Annotated in this window: 22 protein-coding genes; 8 read left to right on the top strand and 14 right to left on the bottom strand. The window is 64.9% G+C overall.

Annotated features, from left to right (window positions below; all coding sequences use genetic code 11):
* Positions 1–121 precede the first annotated feature (121 nt).
* Together FN976_RS06300 and FN976_RS06305 are read right to left on the bottom strand one after the other, a co-directional pair.
* On the bottom strand, positions 122–445 hold the full coding sequence (locus FN976_RS06300; RefSeq protein ID WP_145892101.1) for an H-NS histone family protein: 324 nt from the start codon (positions 443–445) through the stop codon (positions 122–124).
* 86 nt (positions 446–531) lie between these two features.
* Entirely contained in the window at positions 532–1,455 is a 924-nt protein-coding gene (locus FN976_RS06305) for an SDR family oxidoreductase (protein ID WP_145892103.1), read from the bottom strand.
* Positions 1,456–1,499: 44 nt separating this feature from the next.
* On the opposite strand from FN976_RS06305, the gene FN976_RS06310 reads away from it, so the two are divergent.
* The 3 genes from FN976_RS06310 to FN976_RS29125 all read left to right on the top strand — a co-directional run bounded on the left by FN976_RS06310 (position 1,500) and on the right by FN976_RS29125 (position 4,326).
* A complete protein-coding gene (locus tag FN976_RS06310) occupies positions 1,500–2,558 on the top strand; it encodes a CDP-6-deoxy-delta-3,4-glucoseen reductase (RefSeq protein ID WP_145892106.1) in 1,059 nt (352 codons plus the stop codon).
* Between the two features lie 184 nt (positions 2,559–2,742).
* A complete protein-coding gene (locus FN976_RS06315) occupies positions 2,743–3,702 on the top strand; it encodes a Bug family tripartite tricarboxylate transporter substrate binding protein (RefSeq protein ID WP_145892108.1) in 960 nt (319 codons plus the stop codon).
* A gap of 126 nt (positions 3,703–3,828) precedes the next feature.
* Positions 3,829–4,326, top strand: a complete 498-nt coding sequence (locus FN976_RS29125; RefSeq protein WP_349291351.1) for an outer membrane beta-barrel protein — start codon at positions 3,829–3,831, stop codon at positions 4,324–4,326.
* Between the two features lie 64 nt (positions 4,327–4,390).
* Here FN976_RS29125 and FN976_RS06325 read toward each other — a convergent pair whose 3' ends face one another.
* The 6 genes from FN976_RS06325 to FN976_RS06350 all read right to left on the bottom strand — a co-directional run bounded on the left by FN976_RS06325 (position 4,391) and on the right by FN976_RS06350 (position 10,226).
* Entirely contained in the window at positions 4,391–4,969 is a 579-nt protein-coding gene (locus FN976_RS06325) for a hypothetical protein (protein WP_145892112.1), read from the bottom strand.
* A gap of 101 nt (positions 4,970–5,070) precedes the next feature.
* A complete protein-coding gene (locus tag FN976_RS06330) occupies positions 5,071–5,793 on the bottom strand; it encodes an ABC transporter ATP-binding protein (protein WP_145892114.1) in 723 nt (240 codons plus the stop codon).
* Positions 5,790–6,614, bottom strand: coding sequence for an ABC transporter ATP-binding protein (locus tag FN976_RS06335; RefSeq protein WP_255440173.1), 825 nt, complete (start codon positions 6,612–6,614; stop codon positions 5,790–5,792). Before FN976_RS06335 ends, FN976_RS06330 begins: the two co-directional genes overlap by 4 nt.
* Positions 6,611–7,744 carry a branched-chain amino acid ABC transporter permease gene (locus FN976_RS06340; RefSeq protein WP_145892354.1) on the bottom strand — a complete coding sequence of 378 codons (1,134 nt, stop codon included), beginning with the start codon at positions 7,742–7,744 and terminating at the stop codon, positions 6,611–6,613. The genes FN976_RS06335 and FN976_RS06340 overlap by 4 nt, the downstream gene beginning before the upstream one ends.
* 13 nt (positions 7,745–7,757) lie before the next feature.
* Positions 7,758–8,687, bottom strand: a complete 930-nt coding sequence (locus FN976_RS06345; protein ID WP_145892116.1) for a branched-chain amino acid ABC transporter permease — start codon at positions 8,685–8,687, stop codon at positions 7,758–7,760.
* Positions 8,688–8,933: 246 nt separating this feature from the next.
* Entirely contained in the window at positions 8,934–10,226 is a 1,293-nt protein-coding gene (locus tag FN976_RS06350) for a replication-associated recombination protein A (protein WP_145892118.1), read from the bottom strand.
* A gap of 26 nt (positions 10,227–10,252) precedes the next feature.
* Here FN976_RS06350 and FN976_RS06355 point away from each other — a divergent pair, with 26 nt between their 5' ends.
* Positions 10,253–10,624, top strand: a complete 372-nt coding sequence (locus FN976_RS06355) for a hypothetical protein (protein ID WP_145892120.1) — start codon at positions 10,253–10,255, stop codon at positions 10,622–10,624.
* Between the two features lie 98 nt (positions 10,625–10,722).
* Here FN976_RS06355 and lolA read toward each other — a convergent pair whose 3' ends face one another.
* From lolA to FN976_RS06370, 3 genes are all read right to left on the bottom strand, one after another.
* Positions 10,723–11,358, bottom strand: coding sequence for an outer membrane lipoprotein periplasmic chaperone LolA (gene lolA, locus FN976_RS06360; RefSeq protein ID WP_145892122.1), 636 nt, complete (start codon positions 11,356–11,358; stop codon positions 10,723–10,725).
* Between the two features lie 65 nt (positions 11,359–11,423).
* On the bottom strand, positions 11,424–13,751 hold the full coding sequence (locus tag FN976_RS06365; protein ID WP_145892124.1) for a DNA translocase FtsK: 2,328 nt from the start codon (positions 13,749–13,751) through the stop codon (positions 11,424–11,426).
* A 139-nt stretch (positions 13,752–13,890) separates the two neighbouring features.
* Complete coding sequence (locus FN976_RS06370; protein WP_145892126.1) at positions 13,891–14,565, bottom strand: Crp/Fnr family transcriptional regulator; 675 nt, start codon at positions 14,563–14,565, stop codon at positions 13,891–13,893.
* A gap of 157 nt (positions 14,566–14,722) precedes the next feature.
* On the opposite strand from FN976_RS06370, the gene trxB reads away from it, so the two are divergent.
* The 3 genes from trxB (at position 14,723) to rpmG (ending at position 16,284) form a co-directional block, all read left to right on the top strand.
* Positions 14,723–15,676, top strand: coding sequence for a thioredoxin-disulfide reductase (trxB, locus tag FN976_RS06375; protein WP_145892128.1), 954 nt, complete (start codon positions 14,723–14,725; stop codon positions 15,674–15,676).
* A gap of 192 nt (positions 15,677–15,868) precedes the next feature.
* On the top strand, positions 15,869–16,102 hold the full coding sequence (gene rpmB / locus FN976_RS06380) for a 50S ribosomal protein L28 (protein ID WP_145892130.1): 234 nt from the start codon (positions 15,869–15,871) through the stop codon (positions 16,100–16,102).
* An 11-nt stretch (positions 16,103–16,113) separates the two neighbouring features.
* Positions 16,114–16,284: a 50S ribosomal protein L33 gene (rpmG, locus tag FN976_RS06385; protein WP_055899695.1), complete on the top strand. Its 171-nt coding sequence runs from the start codon at positions 16,114–16,116 to the stop codon at positions 16,282–16,284.
* Positions 16,285–16,996: 712 nt separating this feature from the next.
* On the opposite strand, the gene FN976_RS06390 is transcribed toward rpmG, so the two are convergent.
* Genes FN976_RS06390 through FN976_RS06400 form a run of 3 tightly spaced genes read right to left on the bottom strand, consistent with a single transcriptional unit; the run spans position 16,997 to position 19,097 of the window.
* Complete coding sequence (locus FN976_RS06390) at positions 16,997–17,320, bottom strand: putative quinol monooxygenase (protein ID WP_255440174.1); 324 nt, start codon at positions 17,318–17,320, stop codon at positions 16,997–16,999.
* 12 nt (positions 17,321–17,332) lie between these two features.
* Complete coding sequence (locus tag FN976_RS06395) at positions 17,333–18,106, bottom strand: SDR family oxidoreductase (protein WP_145892132.1); 774 nt, start codon at positions 18,104–18,106, stop codon at positions 17,333–17,335.
* Positions 18,107–18,116: 10 nt separating this feature from the next.
* Complete coding sequence (locus tag FN976_RS06400) at positions 18,117–19,097, bottom strand: aldo/keto reductase (RefSeq protein WP_145892134.1); 981 nt, start codon at positions 19,095–19,097, stop codon at positions 18,117–18,119.
* A 141-nt stretch (positions 19,098–19,238) separates the two neighbouring features.
* On the opposite strand from FN976_RS06400, the gene FN976_RS06405 reads away from it, so the two are divergent.
* Positions 19,239–20,135 (top strand): LysR family transcriptional regulator, encoded by an 897-nt coding sequence (locus FN976_RS06405; protein WP_145892136.1) that lies wholly within the window; start codon positions 19,239–19,241, stop codon positions 20,133–20,135.
* The last annotated feature ends 12 nt before the right edge of the window (positions 20,136–20,147 follow it).

Below are 20,147 nucleotides of genomic sequence, written 5' to 3' on the forward strand. Positions count from 1 at the left end.
CCAAAATCCCGGTGCGTCTTCGCGCTCGTTGAATTACGTCTTGTGGGATTGTGCCGTCTTTCAGGTCGCCACCCGAGAACTACGTCGTGCTGGCAACCCGCCGCGGCCAGCAGCTCGACAGCTATTTGACGGCAAAATCCTCGATCTTCTTGCCCTTCGCCAGCGCCTCGGTCACCCACTTGGGCTTGCGGCCGCGGCCGCCAGACCAACTTTCCCCATTAGGCCCCCGGTATTTGGCTGCTGCTGCCGTTGTGGTCTTGGGCGTCGTCTTGCGGACTCGGGTGGTAGCGGAGGAAGAAAAGCCGAGGTCTTTTGGCGTCAGCCCGTAGGTTTCTATTTTTTGCTTGATGTCGTTGACGACGGCGTCGATTTCTTTGACGCGTAGTTCTTCGGCTTCGGCGAAGAGTTTTTCTGCTTTGGCTTTGAGTTCCAAATAGGTGGCCAATGGATTTCCTTGAGATGTTTAGCAGGGGAATTCTATTGCAATATGGGTCAATTTATCTTTTCCCTGCTGGCGCAGGAATTCCCATGTCACGCCAAACCGCTCGCCACCGTCGGATATCTGAGGCGCCCCCGCAATTCCCGCTTCAACCGCGAGTTATCCAATCGCCGGGACTCCCCCATGAAGCTCAATAGCATGAGCGGCAATTGCTCGCGCGCACTGTCGCGCGAAACCCGAGGAGGCCGCGGCAGGCCGTACAGATCGGCAGCCAGGTCGAAGTAGTCACCCATCTTCAACTCGGTGTCGTCGTTCACGTTGTAGACGCGTTGCGGCCGCCCCCGCCAGAGCGCGGCCACCACGGCTCGGGCGAGGTCGTCGGCGTGGATATGGTTGGTGTACACGTCGTCCTCGGCCCGCAACACGGGCGTGCCCTTGCGCAGGCGTTCGCGCGGCGTACCACCCACGCGATCGGGCGCGTAGATGCCCGGGATGCGCAGGATGCTGGTCCGCACTCCCGTCGCCCGGCCGAAGTGGCGGATCCGGCGCTCGGCGTCGACTCGCCTGTGCGCGCGCGGGGTGTGCGGCTGGACGGGGCGGCCTTCATTGACGCGCGCACCCTGGCAATCGCCATAGACGCCCGAGGTCGATGCATAGACGACGGCTTGCGGCAGGCTGCGCAGGCGGAGCGCCTGCAGCAGGTGCCGCGTGCGGCTGTCCAGCCACCAGGCCGGTCCGGCGTGGGCGGGCGGTGGCGCAAGGTGTGCCACCCGCGTGCCAAGTGCGGCCAACCGCGCCAGCGTTCGCGGATCATCCAGGTTCCCCATCAACGGCGTGATTCCGGCGCCGCGCAGGGTTTCGCACCGCCCCGCCGTGGAGGTCAACGCGAGCACGCGCACGCGGGCAGGCAGCAAGCGCGCCACACGCAGGCCAACGTCGCCGCAACCGACGATCAGGACGCGCGAGCGCCGGAAGCGGCTGGGCAGGGCGCCGAGGGGGTGCTGGAATGCGGGCAAAATCCGGGCAACGACGACATCGACAAGAGCCCGAGGATACCCACATGACAGGAGTCACGGCCCCGCCCGGCCCTTTCCAGATCACCGTGCAGCCCAGCGGGCGCGGCTTCATGGCCAACGGTGGCGAGGCCATCCTGCAGGCCGCCATCCGGCAGGGCATCGGGCTGCCCTACGGTTGCAAGGACGGCGCGTGCGGCTCCTGCAAGTGCAAGAAGCTCGAAGGCACCGTCGTGCATGGCGCTCACCAGAGCAAGGCCCTGTCGGCGGAGGAAGAAGCCAACGGCTTCATCCTGACCTGCTGCGGTGTCCCGCGCACCGACGTGGTGCTCGAGTCGCGGCAGGTGACCGACGAAAGCGCGTTCCCCATCAAGAAGATGCCTTCGCGCGTGACCTCGCTGGAGAAGGTGTCGCACGACGTGATGATCGTCAAGCTGCAACTGCCCGCGAACGACACGATGCGCTACCACGCGGGCCAATACATCGAATTCATCCTGCGCGACGGCGCGCGCCGCAGCTATTCGATGGGCAACGCGCCGCACAACGGCCCGGGCGTGGAACTGCACATCCGGCACATGCCGGGCGGCAAGTTCACGGACCATGTGTTCTCGGCGATGAAGGAAAAAGAAATCCTGCGGGTCGAGGGGCCGTTCGGCAGCTTCTACCTGCGGGAGGACTCCGACAAGCCGATGGTGCTGCTGGCATCGGGCACGGGCTTCGCGCCGATCAAGGCACTGATCGAACACCTGCAGTTTCGCGGCAGCCAACGGCCCGCCACGCTGTACTGGGGCGGGCGCCGGCCCTTGGACCTGTACATGGATGCCTGGGTCCAGGATCGCCTGGCCGAGATGCCTCAGCTGAAATACGTTCCTGTCATCTCCAACGCGTTGCCGGAGGACAACTGGACGGGGCGCACCGGCTTCGTCCACAAGGCCGTGATGGAGGACTTTCCCGATCTCTCCGGGTACCAGGTGTATGCCTGCGGCGCGCCGGTCGTTGTCGATTCCGCGCGGGCGGAGTACACGGAGCGTTGCCGGTTGCCGGCGGAGGAGTTCTTCGCCGACTCGTTCACGACTGAGGCGGATAAGCACAAGGATCCGGCTTAGTAGGTGCCGCGCGCGCCCCTCACCCCAACCCTCTCCCCGGAGGGGAGAGGGAGCAAGAGCATGGCTGTCATCCCCGCGGAGGCGGGGATCCAGGGCTTCCGGCTCCCGAATTCAGGATGCTCTAGATTCCCGCCTTCGCGGGAATGACAGCCTACCAGGCGGGAATGACGACAATATCGGGACCATGAAACGCAGACACCTTCTTCTTGCTTCCAGCGTCCTGGCCGCACCCGCCGCCTGGTCACAGACCAAGCCCCTTCGCATCATCGTGCCCTACGCGGCCGGCGGCCCGATCGACGTCACGGCGCGGCTGCTCGCCGAACGCGTCAAGGACTCCCTGGGCACGGTCATCATCGAGAATCGGCCGGGCGGCGGCGGCAACATCGGCGCCGATGCCGTGGCCAAGGCCGCGCCCGACGGCACGACCATCGGCATCTCGGCGGTGGCCACGCATGCGATCAACCCCTGGCTGTTCTCGAAGATGCCATACGACGCGGCGAAGGACTTCACGCCGATCACGCAGATGGTGCGCGTCCCCAACGTCCTGGTGATGAACGCGGACACCGCTGCGCGGCTGAAGATCAACACGCTGAAGGATCTCATCGCTTACGCCAAGGCCAACCCCGCGAAGCTGAACTACGGCAGCGGCGGCAATGGCAGCGCGGGCCACCTGGCGGGCGAGATGTTCAAGCGCGACGCCGGCATCTTCGTCGTGCACATCCCCTACAACGGCGGCAACCCGGCCCAGCTGGCACTGCTGTCGGGCCAGGTCGACTTCAATTTCGACAACCTGGCCACCGCCGCAGCCAACATCCGCAGCGGCAAGCTGAAGGCGATCGCCGTCACGACGCTCGCCCGTTCACCGAGCCTTCCCGATGTTCCGCCTGTGGCCGACACCCTGAACGGCTTCGCCATCGACACCTGGTGGGGACTGGTGGCCCCAGCGGGCACGCCGCGCGAAATCGTCCAGAAGCTGAACCAGGCTTTCGTCGCCGCGCTCCAGTCGCCGGAGGCGAAAACGCGATTCGCCGGCCTGATGGCCGAGCCCGTAACCAACTCGCCGGAGGAGTTCGGCAGCTTCATGAAGGCCGAGCTGGCCAAATATGAAAAAGTTGTGAAAAACTCGGGCGCCAAGGTCGATTGAGGCTGAGCCGCGCTTCCTACAGCGCCCGTACGACTCGTCCTACAAACTGCCCGGCGGCCGGGGTTCACATTGGCTCATCCGAGTGCACCTCAGGAGTCCGCCATGACCGCGCCACGCAGCCTTTCGATGCTTCTGGGTCTGTTCATGTGCGGGGCGGCAGCCGCCCAGGTTTCCGCGCGCGATGGCTACCTTGGCTTGCAGTTGAAGCGCTCTGACTTTCGCATTCCCTGCGGGAGTGTTGCATTCCCTTGCGACGCTGGGTCCACTTTCCCCCTGTATTCGGGCGCCTTGCTGGCTCGGCCGGTGGGCGTGGAACTGGGTGCGCTGCAGCTGCGCGATGGACGCCTGAACGGCACCACCGTCGGGGTAGTCGGCCGGGCGCGCATGGCGCCGGAGTTCGGTGTCTACGGCCGCCTGGGGACGACTTTCGTGCGGGCGCCGACCAGCGTGCTGGGCGCCGGTGTGGACCCAGGCGCGGGGGTCTCTTACGGCGTCGGCCTCAGCTGGGATTTTTCTCCGAGCGCGTCCGCCATCCTGGGATGGGACAGCTACGACCTGCGGTTCGCCAGCGGCGAGCGGGACACCGTCCGCTCGACGAGTCTTGGCCTGCAGTGGCGGTATTGAACCGCCCGCAATCGTCCAGCAAAAACGCCCGGCAAGCCGGGCGTTTTTTCGTGGCGCAACGGAATCAAGAGCCGCCGGTCGCCGTCGTCGTCGTGACGGCGCCAGCGCTGACAGGTTCGTTGTTCACGTTGTTGATCGTCACCGCGCCGGTGCTGCTCACAGTGACTGTCAAAGTCACTTCGGTCGACGTGGCCGTGCCAAGGGTCAAGGTCACCGGTTGAGCGATGGCTTGCCCCGCAGGATCACCAGAAGTGTCCACGTTGATGGTGCAAGGATCCACCCTCACGACTGTGCCAGCCGGGAGCGAGGGGATGGTGCTGGTGGAAACGGTGAAAACACAGGAGCCGAACGACATGGTCCCTGAAGCGGTCCCGCCATTTGCGTCCAGATTGAACGTCGGGGTCACGGCGCCAGCCGGGGCCACGATCCGCAGCGCGGTGGGGCCGGTGGTCCCGAGCGCGGGGACGCCGGCGGGGAATGACAAGTTCGTGGCGGAAAGAGCCTTGACCGTGTCCTGCGTCGTGGCGACTTTGACGTCTGCCGCCGCCACGACCACCGGCGTCTCATCGCCTCCGCCGCCACAGGAAGCAGTTGCAAGCGCGGCGACAACGGCCGCAGCCCAGGAATACTTGGAAAAGCGCATGTCACTAACCCCCAGTTGATTGGTACTGAAAAAACGTCTTGACGGCAGCATACCGCAACCCGTTACGAGTTGCAAAAAATACTGCGCCGCACCATTGCAACCTACTCCCCCAGGTACGCCGCCCGCACCTTCGGGTCACTCAACATCATCTTGGCATCCCCATTCATGGTGATCAGCCCGGACTCCATCACATAACCCCGGTCCGCGATCTCCAGGGCGCGGCTGGCGTTCTGCTCGACCAGCAGGATGGTGACGCCCTGGGCATGCACCTCCCGAACCACTTCGAAGATCTTGTCCACCATGATGGGCGACAGGCCCATCGAGGGTTCGTCCAGCAGCAACACCTTGGGCCGGCTCATGAGCGCACGGCCCATGGCGAGCATCTGCTGTTCGCCGCCGGACATCGTGCCCGCCAGTTGGTCCTTGCGCTCCTTCAGCCGGGGGAAGATGCCGAACACCTTGTCCATGTCCGCCGCGATGTCCGCCTTGTCGTTGCGGATGTGCGCGCCCATCTGGAGGTTCTCGGTGATGGTCATGCGCGTAAAGACGCCGCGGCCTTCCGGCACCATGGCCAGCCCCTGCTTCACCAGGTCCCAGGCGCCGCGGCCCCGGATGCTCTGGCCCAGGTACTGGATGTCACCGTCCTTCAACGGCAGAAGGCCGGTGATGGCCTTCATCGTGGTCGTCTTGCCGGCGCCGTTGGAGCCGATCAACGTGACCAGTTCGCCCTCGTGCACCTCGAAGTCCACGCCCTTCACGGCTTGGATGCCGCCGTAGGCCACTTTCAGGCCGCCGACCTTCAGCAGGGTGGGGGTGTCGCTCATTCTTCCGCTCCGCTCGTGGCCGGCGCCTGCTCGCCGGGGCCCGCCGTGTTCTTGTGGCTGTGGCCCAGGTAGGCCTCGATCACCTTCTCGTTGCGCTGCACGTCGTACGGCGAGCCCTCGGCGATCTGCTTGCCGTAGTCGAGCACGGTCACGCGGTCGCACAGGCCCATCACCAGCTTCACGTCGTGCTCGATCAAGAGGATGGTGCGGCCGTCGCCACGGATGCGGTCGATCAGCTCGCGCAGTACCACTTTCTCGGTGGAGTTCATGCCAGCCGCGGGTTCGTCCAGCGCGATCAGTTGCGGGTCGGTGGCCAGGGCGCGGGCGATCTCCAGGCGGCGCTGGTCGCCATAAGACAGCGTGCGCGCCTTGTAGTCGGTGAAGCCGCCGATGCCGACGTAGTCGAGGAGCTCCTGGGCGCGCTTGGCGATGTCGGCTTCTTCGGCCACGAAGCTCTTGGTGCGGAAGATGGCGCCGAGCAGGCCCGAGCCCGTGCGGATGTGGCGGCCGACCATCACGTTCTCGAGCGCCGTCATCTCGGCGAAGAGGCGGATGTTCTGGAACGTGCGAGCGATGCCGGCCTTGGCGACTTCATGCACCGCCGTCGGCTGGTAAGGCTTGCCGGCCAGCTCGAAGGTGCCGCTGTCGGGCGTGTAGAGGCCGGTGATCACGTTGAAGAAGGTGGTCTTGCCGGCGCCGTTCGGGCCGATCAGGCCATAGACCTGGCCACGCTCGATGGTGAGGCCGACGTCCGACAGGGCTTGCAGCCCGCCGAAACGCTTGGAGATGCCCGCAACGCGGAGGACGACTTCTCCGCTCATGCTGCCTTCCCCTCAGCGGGCGGCAGGGCCTTGCCGTGTTCCGGCGTCGGCCACAGGCCGCGCGGCCGCATCAGCATCACGATGATCATGGCCAGCGCGATCAGCAGCTGGCGCAGGATGGAGGCGTCGAGCCGGCCGCCGGTGAGGGCCTGCAGGTCGAGCACGCCCGACACCCAGCGCAGCACCTCCGGCAGCGCCGACAGCAGCACCGCGCCCAGGATGACGCCGGGCAGGTGGCCGATGCCGCCCAGCACCACCATGGCGACGATCATGACCGACTCCATCAGGCTGAACGACTCCGGCGACACGAAGCCCTGGAACGCCGCGAACATGGAGCCCGACACGCCGCCGAAGGTGGCGCCCATGCCGAAAGCCAGCAGCTTCATGTTGCGCGTATTGATGCCCATGGCCTTGGCGGCGATCTCGTCTTCGCGGATGGCCATCCAGGCGCGGCCGATGCGCGACAGCTCCAGCCGGTGGCAGATGATCAGGCTGAACACCACCAGCACCAGGAAGAGGTAGTAGTACTGCGTGACCGAATTCAGCGTGTAGCTGCCGATCTCCATCGGCTTGCCCAGGTTGATGCCGGGCAAGCCCAGGGCGTCGAACTTGAAGAGCGTGACGGAGTCGATCTGGCTCAGGCCCTTGGGGCCGTTCGTGATGTTGACCGGGTGGTCCAGGTTGTTCAGGAACACCCGGATGATCTCGCCGAAGCCCAGCGTGACGATCGCCAGGTAGTCTCCGCGCAACTTGAGCGTGGGTGCGCCCAGCAACACGCCGAGGATGCCCGCGATGAACGCCGCCATGGGGACGACCAGCCACAGCGAGGTGTGCAACCCGTTGGGGAACATCTGAGCGAACCATGGGAAGGCCTCGGAGAGGTGCGGCGACGCCATCAGCGCATACATGTAGGCGCCGATCGCGAAGAAGGCCACGAAGCCCAGGTCGAGCAGGCCCGCATAGCCGACCACGATGTTCAGGCCGAGGGCCAGCAGCACATAGAGCAACGCCGTGTCCGCGATGCGCACCCAGAAATTGCCCATGCCCTGCAGCATCAGCGGCAGGATGGCCAGGGCCAGCGCGCCGAGCGCGTAGACCACGTACTTGTTCTGCTTGTTGATGAAATTCATCATGTGCGGCTCCTCAAGCCCGGTCGGCCACGCGCTCGCCGAGCAGGCCGGAAGGCCGGAGCGTCAGCACCACGATCAGCACGATGAAGGCGAAGATGTCGGAGTAGTGGCTGCCCAGCACACCGCCCGTGAGCACACCGAGGTAGCCCGATCCGATCGATTCGATCAGCCCCAGCAGGATGCCGCCCACCACCGCGCCGGCCAGGTTGCCGATGCCGCCGAACACGGCCGCGGTGAAGGCCTTCAGGCCGGGCAGGAAGCCCATGGTGTGCTGCACCGTGCCGTAGTTCGAGGCGTACATCACCCCCGCGATGGTGGCGAGCACGGCGCCGATGATGAAGGTCATGGAGATGACCGTGTCGGGCTTGACGCCCATCAGCGCCGCCACGCGCGGGTTCTCCGCCGTGGCGCGCATCGCGCGGCCCATGCGCGTGTAGTTCACCAGGTACATCAGCACCGCCAGCGACACCGCGGTGAGCCCGAGGATCATGATCTGCGTGGTGGTGATCACCGCGCCGCCGACCTGGATGGGCGCCGCCGGCAGCAGCGTGGGGTACGGCTTGTAGTTCGGCTTGAAGATGATCATGGCCAGCGTCTGCAGCAGGATCGACATGCCGATGGCGGTGATGAGCGGTGCCAGCTTGGGGCTGTTGCGCAAGGGCCGGTAGGCGATCTTCTCGATGGCGAAGTTCAGCGCCGCCGCGACGATGCAGGAGATCACGAGCGCCACGGCCAGCAGCAGCCAGCCGGGCATGCCGGGCATCGCTTCCTGTGCGGTGGTGATGATGGCCCAGCTGGTGAGCGCGCCCACCATGAGCACTTCGCCGTGGGCGAAGTTGATCAGGTTGATGATGCCGTACACCATGGTGTAGCCCAACGCTACCAAGGCATACATGCTGCCGAGAACCAGACCGTTGATGATCTGCTGCAGCAGGATATCCATAGAGGTTTTCTCCGTTTCTTTGCCGTTCAGGGCCGGCAGGGTCAGCCCATGGGCTTACCCTGGGCCGCTCTTTATCGACAAAGGCGCCTTTGTGAGGCGCCCTCGTCATCTAGCAAAAAACCCGCCAAGCACAACCATGGGCGGGTTCACGGCCGGGATTGTAGTAGCGCCACCTGACAGGCTGAACGCCCCGCCCGCCGGGGTTTACCCTGGAAAATCAGACCACGCAACGGGGCAGCGCGAGGATTAATCTTTCTGATTGTTGAGTTCGCGCAGCTGCCGCAACTTATCGGCAATGCGGATTTCCAGGCCCCGCTCCACGGGCCGATAGAAGTCGGGCGGCGACATGCCTTCGGGGAAGTAGGTCTCGCCCGCGGCGAACGCGTCCGCCTCGTCATGCGCGTACCGGTAGCCTTTGCCATAGCCCAAGTCCTTCATCAGGCGCGTGGGTGCGTTGCGCAGGTGCATGGGCACCGGGCGGGTGCCCTCCTTGCGCACGAGGGTGCGCGCCTCGTTGTAGGCGTTGTAGACCGCATTGGATTTCGGGGCCACGGCCAGGTAGATCACGCACTCGGCCAGCGCCAGCTCGCCTTCGGGCGTGCCGAGCCGCTCGTACACCTCGGTGGCGTCCAGCGCCATGCGCAGCGCGCGCGGGTCGGCCAGCCCGATGTCTTCCACCGCCATGCGGATCATGCGGCGCGCCATGTAGCGCGGGTCGGCGCCGCCATCGAGCATGCGCACCAGCCAGTAGAGCGCGGCGTCCGGGTCCGAGCCACGCACCGACTTGTGCAGGGCGCTGATGGTGTCGTAGAACTGCTCGCCGCCCTTGTCGTAGCGGCGCATGCGCTCGCCCAGCACCTTGAGCAGCCACGCATCGTCGATTTGCGCGCGCCTTTCCTTGGTGGCTGCAACGGCCAGGGTCTCGAGGGTATTGAGCAGGCGACGCGCGTCGCCGTCGGCATACGCGATGAGCCGGTCCAGCGCTTCCGCTTCGATCGCCGGCACGGCGTCGATGGCCTGGGCCCGCGCGACGATCTGCCGCAGGTCGTCCTCCGAAAGCGGTTGCAGCACGTACACCGCGGCGCGCGAGAGCAGCGCGGAGTTGACCTCGAACGACGGGTTCTCGGTGGTGGCGCCGATGAACGTGAAGAGCCCGGACTCGACATGCGGCAGGAAGGCGTCCTGCTGGCTCTTGTTGAAGCGGTGCACCTCGTCGACGAAGACAATGGTCCGGCGCCCGGTGGCCTGTGCGAGCTGGGCTTGCTCCACGGCTTCGCGGATGTCCTTCACGCCACCCAGCACCGCGCTGATGGTGATGAACTGCGCGTCGAACGCGTCGGCCATCAGCCGTGCGATGGTGGTCTTGCCGGTGCCCGGCGGCCCCCACAGGATGCAGCTGTGGGGCTGGCCCGATTCGAACGCGATGCGCAGCGGCATGCCTTCGCCCAGCAGGTGCTGCTGGCCGATCACTTCCCCCAGCGTGCGCGGCCGCAGCTTTTCGGCCAGCGGCGCGTGGGCCAGGGGGGGCTTGCTGCTCATGCCACGCAGTTTATATTCCGCCCACCATGGACAACGCGCTCTGGCACACCTTCTCGGCCCTGATGGGAGCGATCGTCGGCGGTCTTATGAGCATCCTGCTCAATCGCCAGCAGTTCCGCAACCAGCTGCGCATCCTCCAGGAGCAGAACAAGGTCGACTTCATGGCGGAACTGACCGCCCGCCATTTCCTGTCGCACAAGAGCTTCACCGACCGCTCATTCGAGACCCTGCGCAATCATCTCGGAGGCTTTACCGACGACGAGCTGCGCAAGATCCTGGTGCGCGCGGGTGCCGTCCGGGTTTATCGCGAAGACGGCTCGGAGTGGTGGCGGCTGCTGTCGCGGATGGATGAATTCATCGAGCGGAAGCAGCTCGATCAGATCGCGCGGGAGATTTGAAGGGATGTCATCCCTGCGAAGGGCAGAGCCTGCCCCTGCGCAGGCAGGGGGATCCAGGCGCCCCCTGGATTCCAGCCTTCGCTGGAATGACATCCTTTTTAAGGCGCCCGCACCACGTCCGCCCCTTGCGGCGCCTGGAACTTGAACGCATCCGGGCTCACGCCGGCATTGAGCTGCATGCCGTTGAACGTCAGCACCGAGCGCTGGCCGAAGCTGTCCAGGATGTCCAGCGCGGCGAGGTCATTGCCGCGGAAGCCCACCTTCATGCTGGTCAGCTGGCCTTCCTTCACCTTCGGCGTGGCCTGCACCCATTGCATGCCGTCCTTGTCCGGCAAGGCGACCAGTTCGAACTCGCGCTTGAGCGTGGCCAAGTCGGGCGACGCGGCGATCAGCGCCGCGGGCGTCGTGCCCAGCACCTGGGCCTGCTTGCGCGAGGTGACCTGGTTCAAGCCGATGTCGTGCAGCCAGAGGGTCTGGCCGTCGGCCACGATGGTCTGCTCGAACGGTTTCTTGTAGACGAAGCGGAAGCGGTCCGGCCGCTGGAACTCGAACGTGCCGTTGGACGTGCGGGTCTTGCCGGGTTGGCCGTCGCGGCCGGGCGCGGTGATGACCTGCGTGAAGTCGGCACGGCCCGACTTGGCGGTCTTGATGAAATTCTCCAGACTCTCGATGGGCCCGGCGTGGGCGGCCAGCGCCGCACCGGCGAAAAGCAGAGTGGCAATTGTTTTCTTCATGGATTCTCCCAACAGGACATTGTCCGTTGGGTGGCCTGCCAGCGGGCAAGTTCGCAACGAACTGTTTATTCCTGCCGGCCCGGGACCAGGATCTCGCGCTGGCCCCGTGCGTTCATGGCGGTGACCAGCCCGGCTTTTTCCATGGCTTCCAGCAGGTTGGCCGCCTTGTTGTAACCGATGGCCAGGTGTCTTTGCACGAGGGAAATGCTGGCCTTCTGGTTCTTGAGCACGATTTCGACGGCGCGGTCGTACAGCGGATCGCCCTCCCCGCCCTCGCCGCCGGCGCCACCCGTCGCACCCTCCTCGCCATCAACCGTTCCGCCTTCCAGCACGCCTTCGATGTAGTTCGGCTCGCCCTGCGACTTCAGGTAGGCCACGACGCGATGCACTTCCTCGTCGCTGACGAAGGCGCCGTGCACGCGAACCGGGAGCCCCGTGCCGCTGGCCATGTAGAGCATGTCGCCCATGCCCAGCAGCGCCTCCGCGCCCATCTGGTCCAGGATGGTCCGGCTGTCGATCTTGCTGGACACCTGGAAGGAAATGCGGGTCGGGATGTTGGCCTTGATCAGGCCCGTGATCACATCCACGCTCGGGCGCTGCGTGGCCAGGATCAGGTGGATGCCGGCCGCGCGCGCCTTCTGCGCGAGCCGCGCGATCAGCTCTTCGATCTTTTTCCCGACCACCATCATCAGGTCGGCCAGTTCGTCGATGACGACGACGATGTAGGGCAAGCGCTCCAGCGGCTCGGGGCTGTCGGGCGTCAGGCTGAAGGGATTGGAGATGAACTGCTCCTTCGCCTTCGCCTCGTCGATCTTGGCGTTGTAGCCCGCCAGGTTGCGCACGCCCAGCTTGCTCATCAGCTTGTAGCGGCGCTCCATCTCCATCACGCACCAGTTCAGGCCGTTGGCGGCCTGGCGCATGTCGGTCACCACCGGCGCCAGCAGGTGCGGGATTCCCTCGTACACCGACATTTCGAGCATCTTCGGGTCGATCATCAGCAGGCGGACGTCGCGCGCCTCGGCCTTGTACAGCACGCTGAGGATCATCGCGTTGATGCCCACCGACTTGCCCGAGCCGGTGGTGCCGGCCACCAGCACGTGCGGCATCTTGCCGAGATCGGCCACGACGGGGTTGCCGACGATGTCCTTGCCCAGGCCCATGGTGAGCTGCGACCTGGCCTCGTTGTACTGGGCCGAACCCAGGATCTCCGACAGCTTGATCGACTGCCGCTTGGCGTTGGGGAGCTCCAGCGCCATGTAGTTCTTCCCGGGAATGGTTTCGATCACACGGATCGACACCAGGCTGAGTGAACGCGCCAGGTCTTTCGCCAGGCCGACGATCTGCGAGCCCTTCACGCCCGTCGCCGGCTCGATCTCATAGCGCGTGATCACCGGGCCCGGCTGCGCCAGCACCACCCGCACCTCCACACCGAAGTCCTTCAGCTTCTTCTCGATCAGGCGGGAAGTCATCTCGAGCGTCTCGGGCGCCACGGTCTCCTGGCGCGCCAGCGCGCCATCCAGCAGGTCGACCTGCGGCAACTTGCTGTCCGGCAGTTCGACGAAGAGGGGCTTCTGCCTTTCCTTGGCGACCCGCTCGCTCTTCGGCAGGTCGAGGATCAGCGGCTCGATCACCACCGGCACCGGATGGTGCTCCTCGATCTCGATGCGTTCGACCTGCACCGTCTCCTCGCGCTCGCGGGCAGCCTGCTGGCCGAAGGCCAGGTCCTGCGCCATCTCGCGCTTTTCGCGGCGCGACTCGATGAAGCCGTCGATGGCCGCGCCGATGCGCTCGGCCACCTGGCTCCAGGAAAAGCGGAAGACCGCGGCGGCGCCAAGAATCAGCAGCGCGATGAACACCAGGCCGGAGCCCGCGAAGCCCAGCCACTGGACGCCGGCCGGACCGACCAGGTAGCCCAGGGCGCCGCCGGCATGGTCTGGCAGGCGTCCCTCGAACCGATACAGCCGCGACCACTCCAACGCGGTGCTGGCCGCCAGCAGCAGGGCCAGGCCGAGCCAGAAACCGGCACGGCCGCGGACCCAGCGGGCCGGGCCAGGAGGCACCGGGGTCGGTTCGCCGCCTCGCATCCAGCGGGCCAGCGATGCCACCCAGGCGCGCAGCCCCGCGGCCAGGCACCACCACACCGAGTAGCCCAGCAGGAAATAGCTGCCGTCGGCGACCCAGGCGCCCAGGCGGCCGCCAAAGTTGCGCACGGCCGCGCCGTCCCCCGAAGTCGAGAACGCCGGGTCCAACGGCGAATAGCTGAGGAGCGCCAGCAACCAGAACACCCAGGCGACCGCGGCCAGCAACAGGATGGTTTCGTGCGCGAAGCGGGCGGCGCCGGAGCGCGCGGCGGACGGCGTCGGGTCGGTCAGGGTGTTCAGCGAATACGTCATGCGCAAGCGTGAGCTTACCGGTTGTCATTGCGGGCTTGACCCGCAATCCATGCAACGCACTCCAAAGTGTTGGCGCTCCGCCATGGATCCCGGGTCCCCGGATCTAGTCCGGGGCAGGCTCTGCCCGGGATGACAAGGATCAACCGAGCGTGGTGAGCCTGTCCTTGACCACCATCGAGCCGTCTTCCCGGGTCTCGATAAAGCCCCGGTCCTCGAGGTCTTTCATGACCCGGCTGACCATTTCGCGCGAGGCACCGACCATTTTGGCAATGTCCTGACGGGAAATGCGGTCCTTGATGATCATGACGCCGTCGCGATCCGGCTGGGCGAATTCCAGCAGCGCTCGGGCGACACGGCCATAGACGTCCATCAAGGCCAGCGATTCGATCTTGCGGTCGGCGTGGCGCAGGCGCTGCACCAGCCCCTTCATGATGGCGTAGGCCATCGAGCTGTTCTCGGGCAGGCAGCGCGCGAACTCCGCGCGGCCCAGCGTGAGCATGTCGGTCTGCACCTCGGCACGGCAGGTGGCCGAGTGCGGTTCGTTGTCGATGAGGCTCATCTCGCCGATGTAGTCGCCGGGGTTCAAGGTGGCAAGGATGACCTCGCGGCCGCGCTTGTCGGACGTGACGACCCGGATCCGGCCGGTGAGGATGATGTACAGCGTGTTGGACTTCTCGCCTTGCTCCACGATCACTTCGCCGCGCTTGAAGCGGCGCTTGACGACTGCGTCGGCCACGGCCTCCGCCTGGTTTGCCGTCAGCAGAGCGAACAGGGGCACCCTGCGGATCAGCTCCAGGTTGGACAGCATCGACATATCTCTAATCCCTCCTGCCCGGCGGGCGGCCAATGGCTTCTTACAATCATCCCGATTGATGAGTGCCAAGCATGCGGCATGCCCGCACCGTTGATACTTCGCGAATCGGGCCGAAATGTACACCGACCTGTGGCTTTTACCACACAGGTTTTTCACCATGACCAACAAACACGCCAAAGTCCTGATCCTCGGCTCCGGCCCCGCCGGCTACACCGCCGCCGTCTACGCAGCCCGCGCCAACCTGAATCCGGTGCTCGTCACCGGCATTGCGCAGGGCGGGCAATTGATGACCACGACCGAGGTCGACAACTGGCCGGCCGACGTCGCCGGCGTCCAGGGACCCGAACTGATGCAGCGGTTCCTGGAGCACGCGGAGCGCTTCAAGACGGAGATCATCTTCGACCACATCAACAAGGTCGACTTCTCGAAGCGCCCCTTCACGCTCACGGGCGACAGCGGCACCTACACCTGTGACGCGCTGGTCATCGCCACGGGCGCGTCGGCCCAATACCTGGGCCTGCCATCCGAAACCGCCTTCATGGGCAAGGGCGTCAGTGCCTGTGCCACCTGCGACGGCTTCTTCTACCGCGACCAGGTCACTGCCGTGATCGGCGGCGGCAACACCGCCGTGGAGGAAGCGCTTTACCTCTCGAACATCGCGAAGAAGGTCTACCTGGTGCACCGCCGCGACAAGTTCCGCGCCGAGCCCATCCTGGTCGACAAGGTCAAGGAGAAGGTCGCCGCGGGCAAGATCGAGCTGAAGCTGTTCAAGACACTGGATGAAGTGCTGGGCGACGCGACGGGCGTGACAGGGGTCCGGCTGAAGGATGCGCAGACCGGCGCCACCGAAGACCTGATGCTGCAGGGCTGCTTCATCGCCATCGGCCACCGGCCGAACACCGAGATCTTCCAGGGCCAGCTGGAGATGAAGGACGGCTACATCCTGACGAAGTCCGGCCTGCAGGGATTCGCCACCATGACCAGTGTGCCGGGCGTCTTTGCCGCGGGCGATGTGCAGGACCACATCTATCGCCAGGCCATCACCAGCGCCGGGACGGGCTGCATGGCGGCGCTGGATGCGCAGCGGTTCCTAGAACAGAACGAGGGCTGACCCTTCGCGGGCCACCGCGGAACCGGCTTTGCCGGGCTGCTGGTGGCGCCCCCTTGAGGGGGAGGCGGCGCAGCCGCTTCGGGGGTGGGTATAATCTTGGGCTTTGCTGGGCTTGCCCTGGCCGGATACCGCCCCCGTCAGGGCGAGGTGAGCCCCTCACGTGATGTGACGGGCGGTCAAGGAGAAGTGCCCATGGCACGCGTCTGCGAAGTGACGGGCAAAGGCCCGATGGTGGGGAACAACGTCTCCCACGCCAACAACAAGACCAAGCGCCGGTTCATGCCGAACCTGCAATATCGCCGTTTCTGGGTCGAGACCGAAAACCGCTGGGTGCGTCTGCGCATCTCCAACGCCGGCCTCCGCCTCATCGACAAAAACGGCATCGACTCCGTGCTCGCAGACCTGCGCGCCCGCGGTCAGGCTTAAGGAGCACGAACATGGCAAGCAAAGGCGGTCGCGAGAAGATCAAGCTGGAGTCCACCGCGGGCACCGGCCATTTCTACACCACGAGCAAGAACAAGAAGACGATGCCCGAGAAGATGTCGATCATGAAGTTCGACCCGAAGGCGCGCAAGCACGTCGAGTACAAAGAGACCAAGTTGAAGTAAACGGCTGTCATCCCAGCGCAGGCTGGGATCCAGAAAAAAGCCCCGCACTGCGGGGCTTTTGTTTGGGCGCCGGCATTCTCTAGCTGACGCACCAGGATCCTGAAAAATTCAATGCTGATAGGCACTTAACGCAAAAGCGGCCATTGACGCCCGCCTTTGCGTTGCATGCAACAACAAGGCTTCCCGGCAAAGCGCCCTCTTGGTTCGCCTGCACCAAGGGCTGCTGTCGGGGGCACGATCACAGGGGCTCAGGCGGATCCTGCATGGCCCGCTGGATGTCGCGAGAGTTAAGAACGGTGCAAATGGCCGGCAGCGGGGCAGCCGCGGGCAGCCTCTCGAGGAAGGCGGGCCGCTCCTCTCGCGAGTCTATGTGCAGGTCCGTCGCTTCAGCTCGAGCGCTAGTAGACATCGGGTTCACCCAGCGCGTTCTGGATCTGGGGCCCCACTGGGCTTCGATCATGTGCTCTGACCCACTCCTGAGCGGTGAGCCACCGCTCAGGCATCCGCCGCGCCTCGGGCAGCGGCCGGCCCTGCTCGGCGCACAGACGTCGCACGCCCTCACACAGGGCCGCATGGGCGTCAGGCACTACTGCGACTTTGGAGCTACTCATTGGCACATTCTGCGCCCGCTCGCGAGAACCCAGAACCTGCCCCTTGAAGGTGCTGCTCTCAACCGTTCAGCTACGTGAGCGTGAGGCGCCGCGTGGCAAGCTCAATCGCTCACACGCGTGCTGAAGGTGAGCGATGGCCCGAAGATCAGAAGCGGACGCAGCTCCTTCATCACTTCGGCCACATGCTCGTTGCCCGCGTGAGCGTCGACGGCCGCTTGATTCGCCCAGCCATCGATGATGAAGAAAGTGTCAGGCGCGTCCAGCTTCTGGTGAAGGTGGTAGTAGAGACAGCCTGGCTCGGCGCGCGCCGGCGCCACGAACCGGAGCGCGAGTTCGCGTACCCGCTCCCGGTTTGCAGGCGCGCAGCGCAGCTCGCAGACGATATGAACTTCGTCCTGCTTTTCGGCGGTGATTGGTGCGGTCAAGGCAGCACCATCTCAGTTCTTGCCCGCGTAGACGCGGGTCATGCCGCCGTCCACCACCAGGTCGATGCCACGGACATAGCCACTGGCGTCCGACGCGAGGAACACCAAGGCATCGCCGATGTCCTCCACCGTGCCGACACGGCCGGCCGGGATCTCGGTCGAGACACGATCGACGTAGTCCTTGACCTGCTGGTCGGTCATTTTCTGCTCCTTGCCATAGCCTTCGGTGGGCACCACGCCCGGACTGATAGTGTTGACGCGGATGTCGCGGTTTTTCAAGTCGGTCGTCCAGCTGCGGGCGAGCGAGCGGACGGCCGCCTTGGTCGCCGCGTAGACACCGAAACCCTTGAGTCCCATGTCGGCGGTGATGGAAGCGTTGAGCACCACCGAGGCGCCGTTACGCAGCACACCCAGCATGCTCTGCATCGTCAGGATCACGCCCTTGATATTGATGGACAGTTCGCTGTCGATCTGCTGTTCGGTCAACTCCGGCAGTGGCGTCGCGTGACCCCCGCCGGCGTTCGCGAACAGGACGTCGAGCTGGCCGTGTGCCGCCTTGATGGCGTCAGCCACACGCTGCATGTCGGCCTTGACAGTGGCGTCCGCCTGGATGCCATGAGCGCCTTTGCCAAGCTTGGCGACAGCGGCTTCAAGGACGTCCTTGCGGCGGCCCGTGATGTACACGGTGGCACCGTGCTCGAGCAAGCGCTTGGCGGATCCGAAGCCAATGCCGGTGGTGCCGCCCGTGACAAGGGCGACGCGCCCGTTGAGAGTCTGTTCAGTCATGGTGTTCACTTCAGCGGTTGACCGTCTTCATCATCTGCGCGTTGTAGCGCTCGCCCTTGACAGGCACCTTGGCCATAACATCCGCGAGTTCCTTGAGGTCGGCGGGCGTGAGCTCCACGCTGGCGCCGCCGATGTTTTCTTCGAGGCGGTGCAGCTTGGTGGTGCCCGGGATGGGGGTGATCCAGGGCTTTTGAGCCAGCAGCCAAGCCAAGGCGATCTGGGCCGGCGTCGCGTTCTTGCGCTTGGCCACCTCACCGATAAGGTTCACCAGGTTGTGGTTCGCTTCGCGGGCGTCATCGGCGAAGCGCGGCAGGTTCTTGCGCACGTCGCCTTCACTGAAGGTGGTTGCAGCGTCGATCTTGCCGGTCAGGAAGCCCTTGCCCAGCGGGCTGAAGCACACGAAGCCGATGCCGAGCTCCTCCAAGACGGGCAGGATTTCGGCCTCCGGCTCGCGGGTGAACATCGAATACTCGCTTTGCAATGCCGCCACGGGCTGCACGGCGTGCGCTGCACGGATGGCCTTGACGCCAGCCTCGCTCAGGCCGAAATGCTTGACCTTGCCTTCCTGGATGAGGTCGCGCACGGTGCCTGCGACGTCTTCCATCGGCACGTTCGGGTCGACGCGGTGTTGGTAGAACAGGTCGATTCGATCGGTCTTCAGGCGCTTGAGAGACTGCTCTGCCACCATGCGGATGCGCGCAGGCGTGCTGTCCAGGCCGGCTGCGGCATTGCCGTCCCTGAAGCCGAACTTGGTGGCGATCACGACCTGGTCCCTGAAGGGGGCGACAGCCTCGCCGACCATCTCTTCGTTGACCGCGCCGTAAGCCTCCGCGCTGTCAAAGAAGGTGACGCCGCGTTCGTAGGCAGCGCGGATCAGTTCGATGCCCGTCGATTTTTCCGTTGCTGGGCCGTAGCCGAAGGTCAAACCCATGCAGCCGAGGCCGATGGCCGAGACTTGCGGACCGTTCTTGCCGAGTGTGCGCTTTTGCATTCGTAGCTCCTGGATGGCTGGTTGGTGTCCTCTGCCGCACTCACCGGAAGTGGTGGCTGCGTGAGGGCATGGAGGTACTTTAGGAAAGCGACGGCCATGTGAGAACCCGCCATACTTCGCTAAACGATATGAACTTGATTCATGGCTAACCGCATCGACCTGAACAGCCTGTCGGCATTCATCGTGGTTGCCCGGGAACGGAGCTTCACGCGCGCTGCTGCCCAGTTGGGGACGACTCAATCGGCCCTAAGTCACAGCATGCGAGCTCTAGAAGAACGGATGGGCATGCGGCTTTTGGCCCGCACCACGCGGGGTGCATCACCGACGGAGGCAGGGGAGCGGCTCCTTTCCAAGCTGACGCCGCACTACGAAGGCATTGAAGCCGAACTGGGAGCGATCAGCGAACTGCGGGACAAGCCGTCTGGCACCATCCGGATCACCACGCACGACCACGCGGCATCGACGATTCTTTGGCCCAAGCTGTCGAAGTTGCTGCCCAACTACCCGGACATCACGCTGGAAATCAACATTGGCTATGGATTGATCGACATCGTTGCCGAGCGCTTCGACGCCGGCGTCCGCATCGGTGACCAAGTTGCCAAGGACATGATCGCCGTCCGAATCTCGCCTGACATCAAGATGGCCGTGGCCGGTTCTCCCATTTACTTCGCGACGCGCGCAAAGCCAGTTGTTCCAGAAGATCTCACTGCCCACAACTGCGGCAACCTCCGCCTGGCGACGCATGGAGGCCTGTATGCCTGGGAGTTCGAGAAGGACGGTAAGCAGGTGAATGTGCAGGTGACCGGCCAGGTGATCTTCAACACCTCAGCGCAGTTGCTGACCGCCGCACTGGAAGGTCACGCCCTGACCTATGCGCCGGAGGACGTGATCCAGCCCCATGTCGAAGCCGGCCGCCTGGTGCGAGTTCTTGATGACTGGAGTCCGACGTTCCCGGGCTATCACTTGTATTACCCCAGCCGTCGGCAATCTCTGCCGGCTTTCGCACTTGTCGTGGAGGCGCTGAAGCTGCGGGACTGAGTGGCGGCGCGT

The organism is Caenimonas sedimenti (assembly GCF_007833165.1).
GTDB lineage: Bacteria > Pseudomonadota > Gammaproteobacteria > Burkholderiales > Burkholderiaceae_C > Ramlibacter > Ramlibacter sedimenti.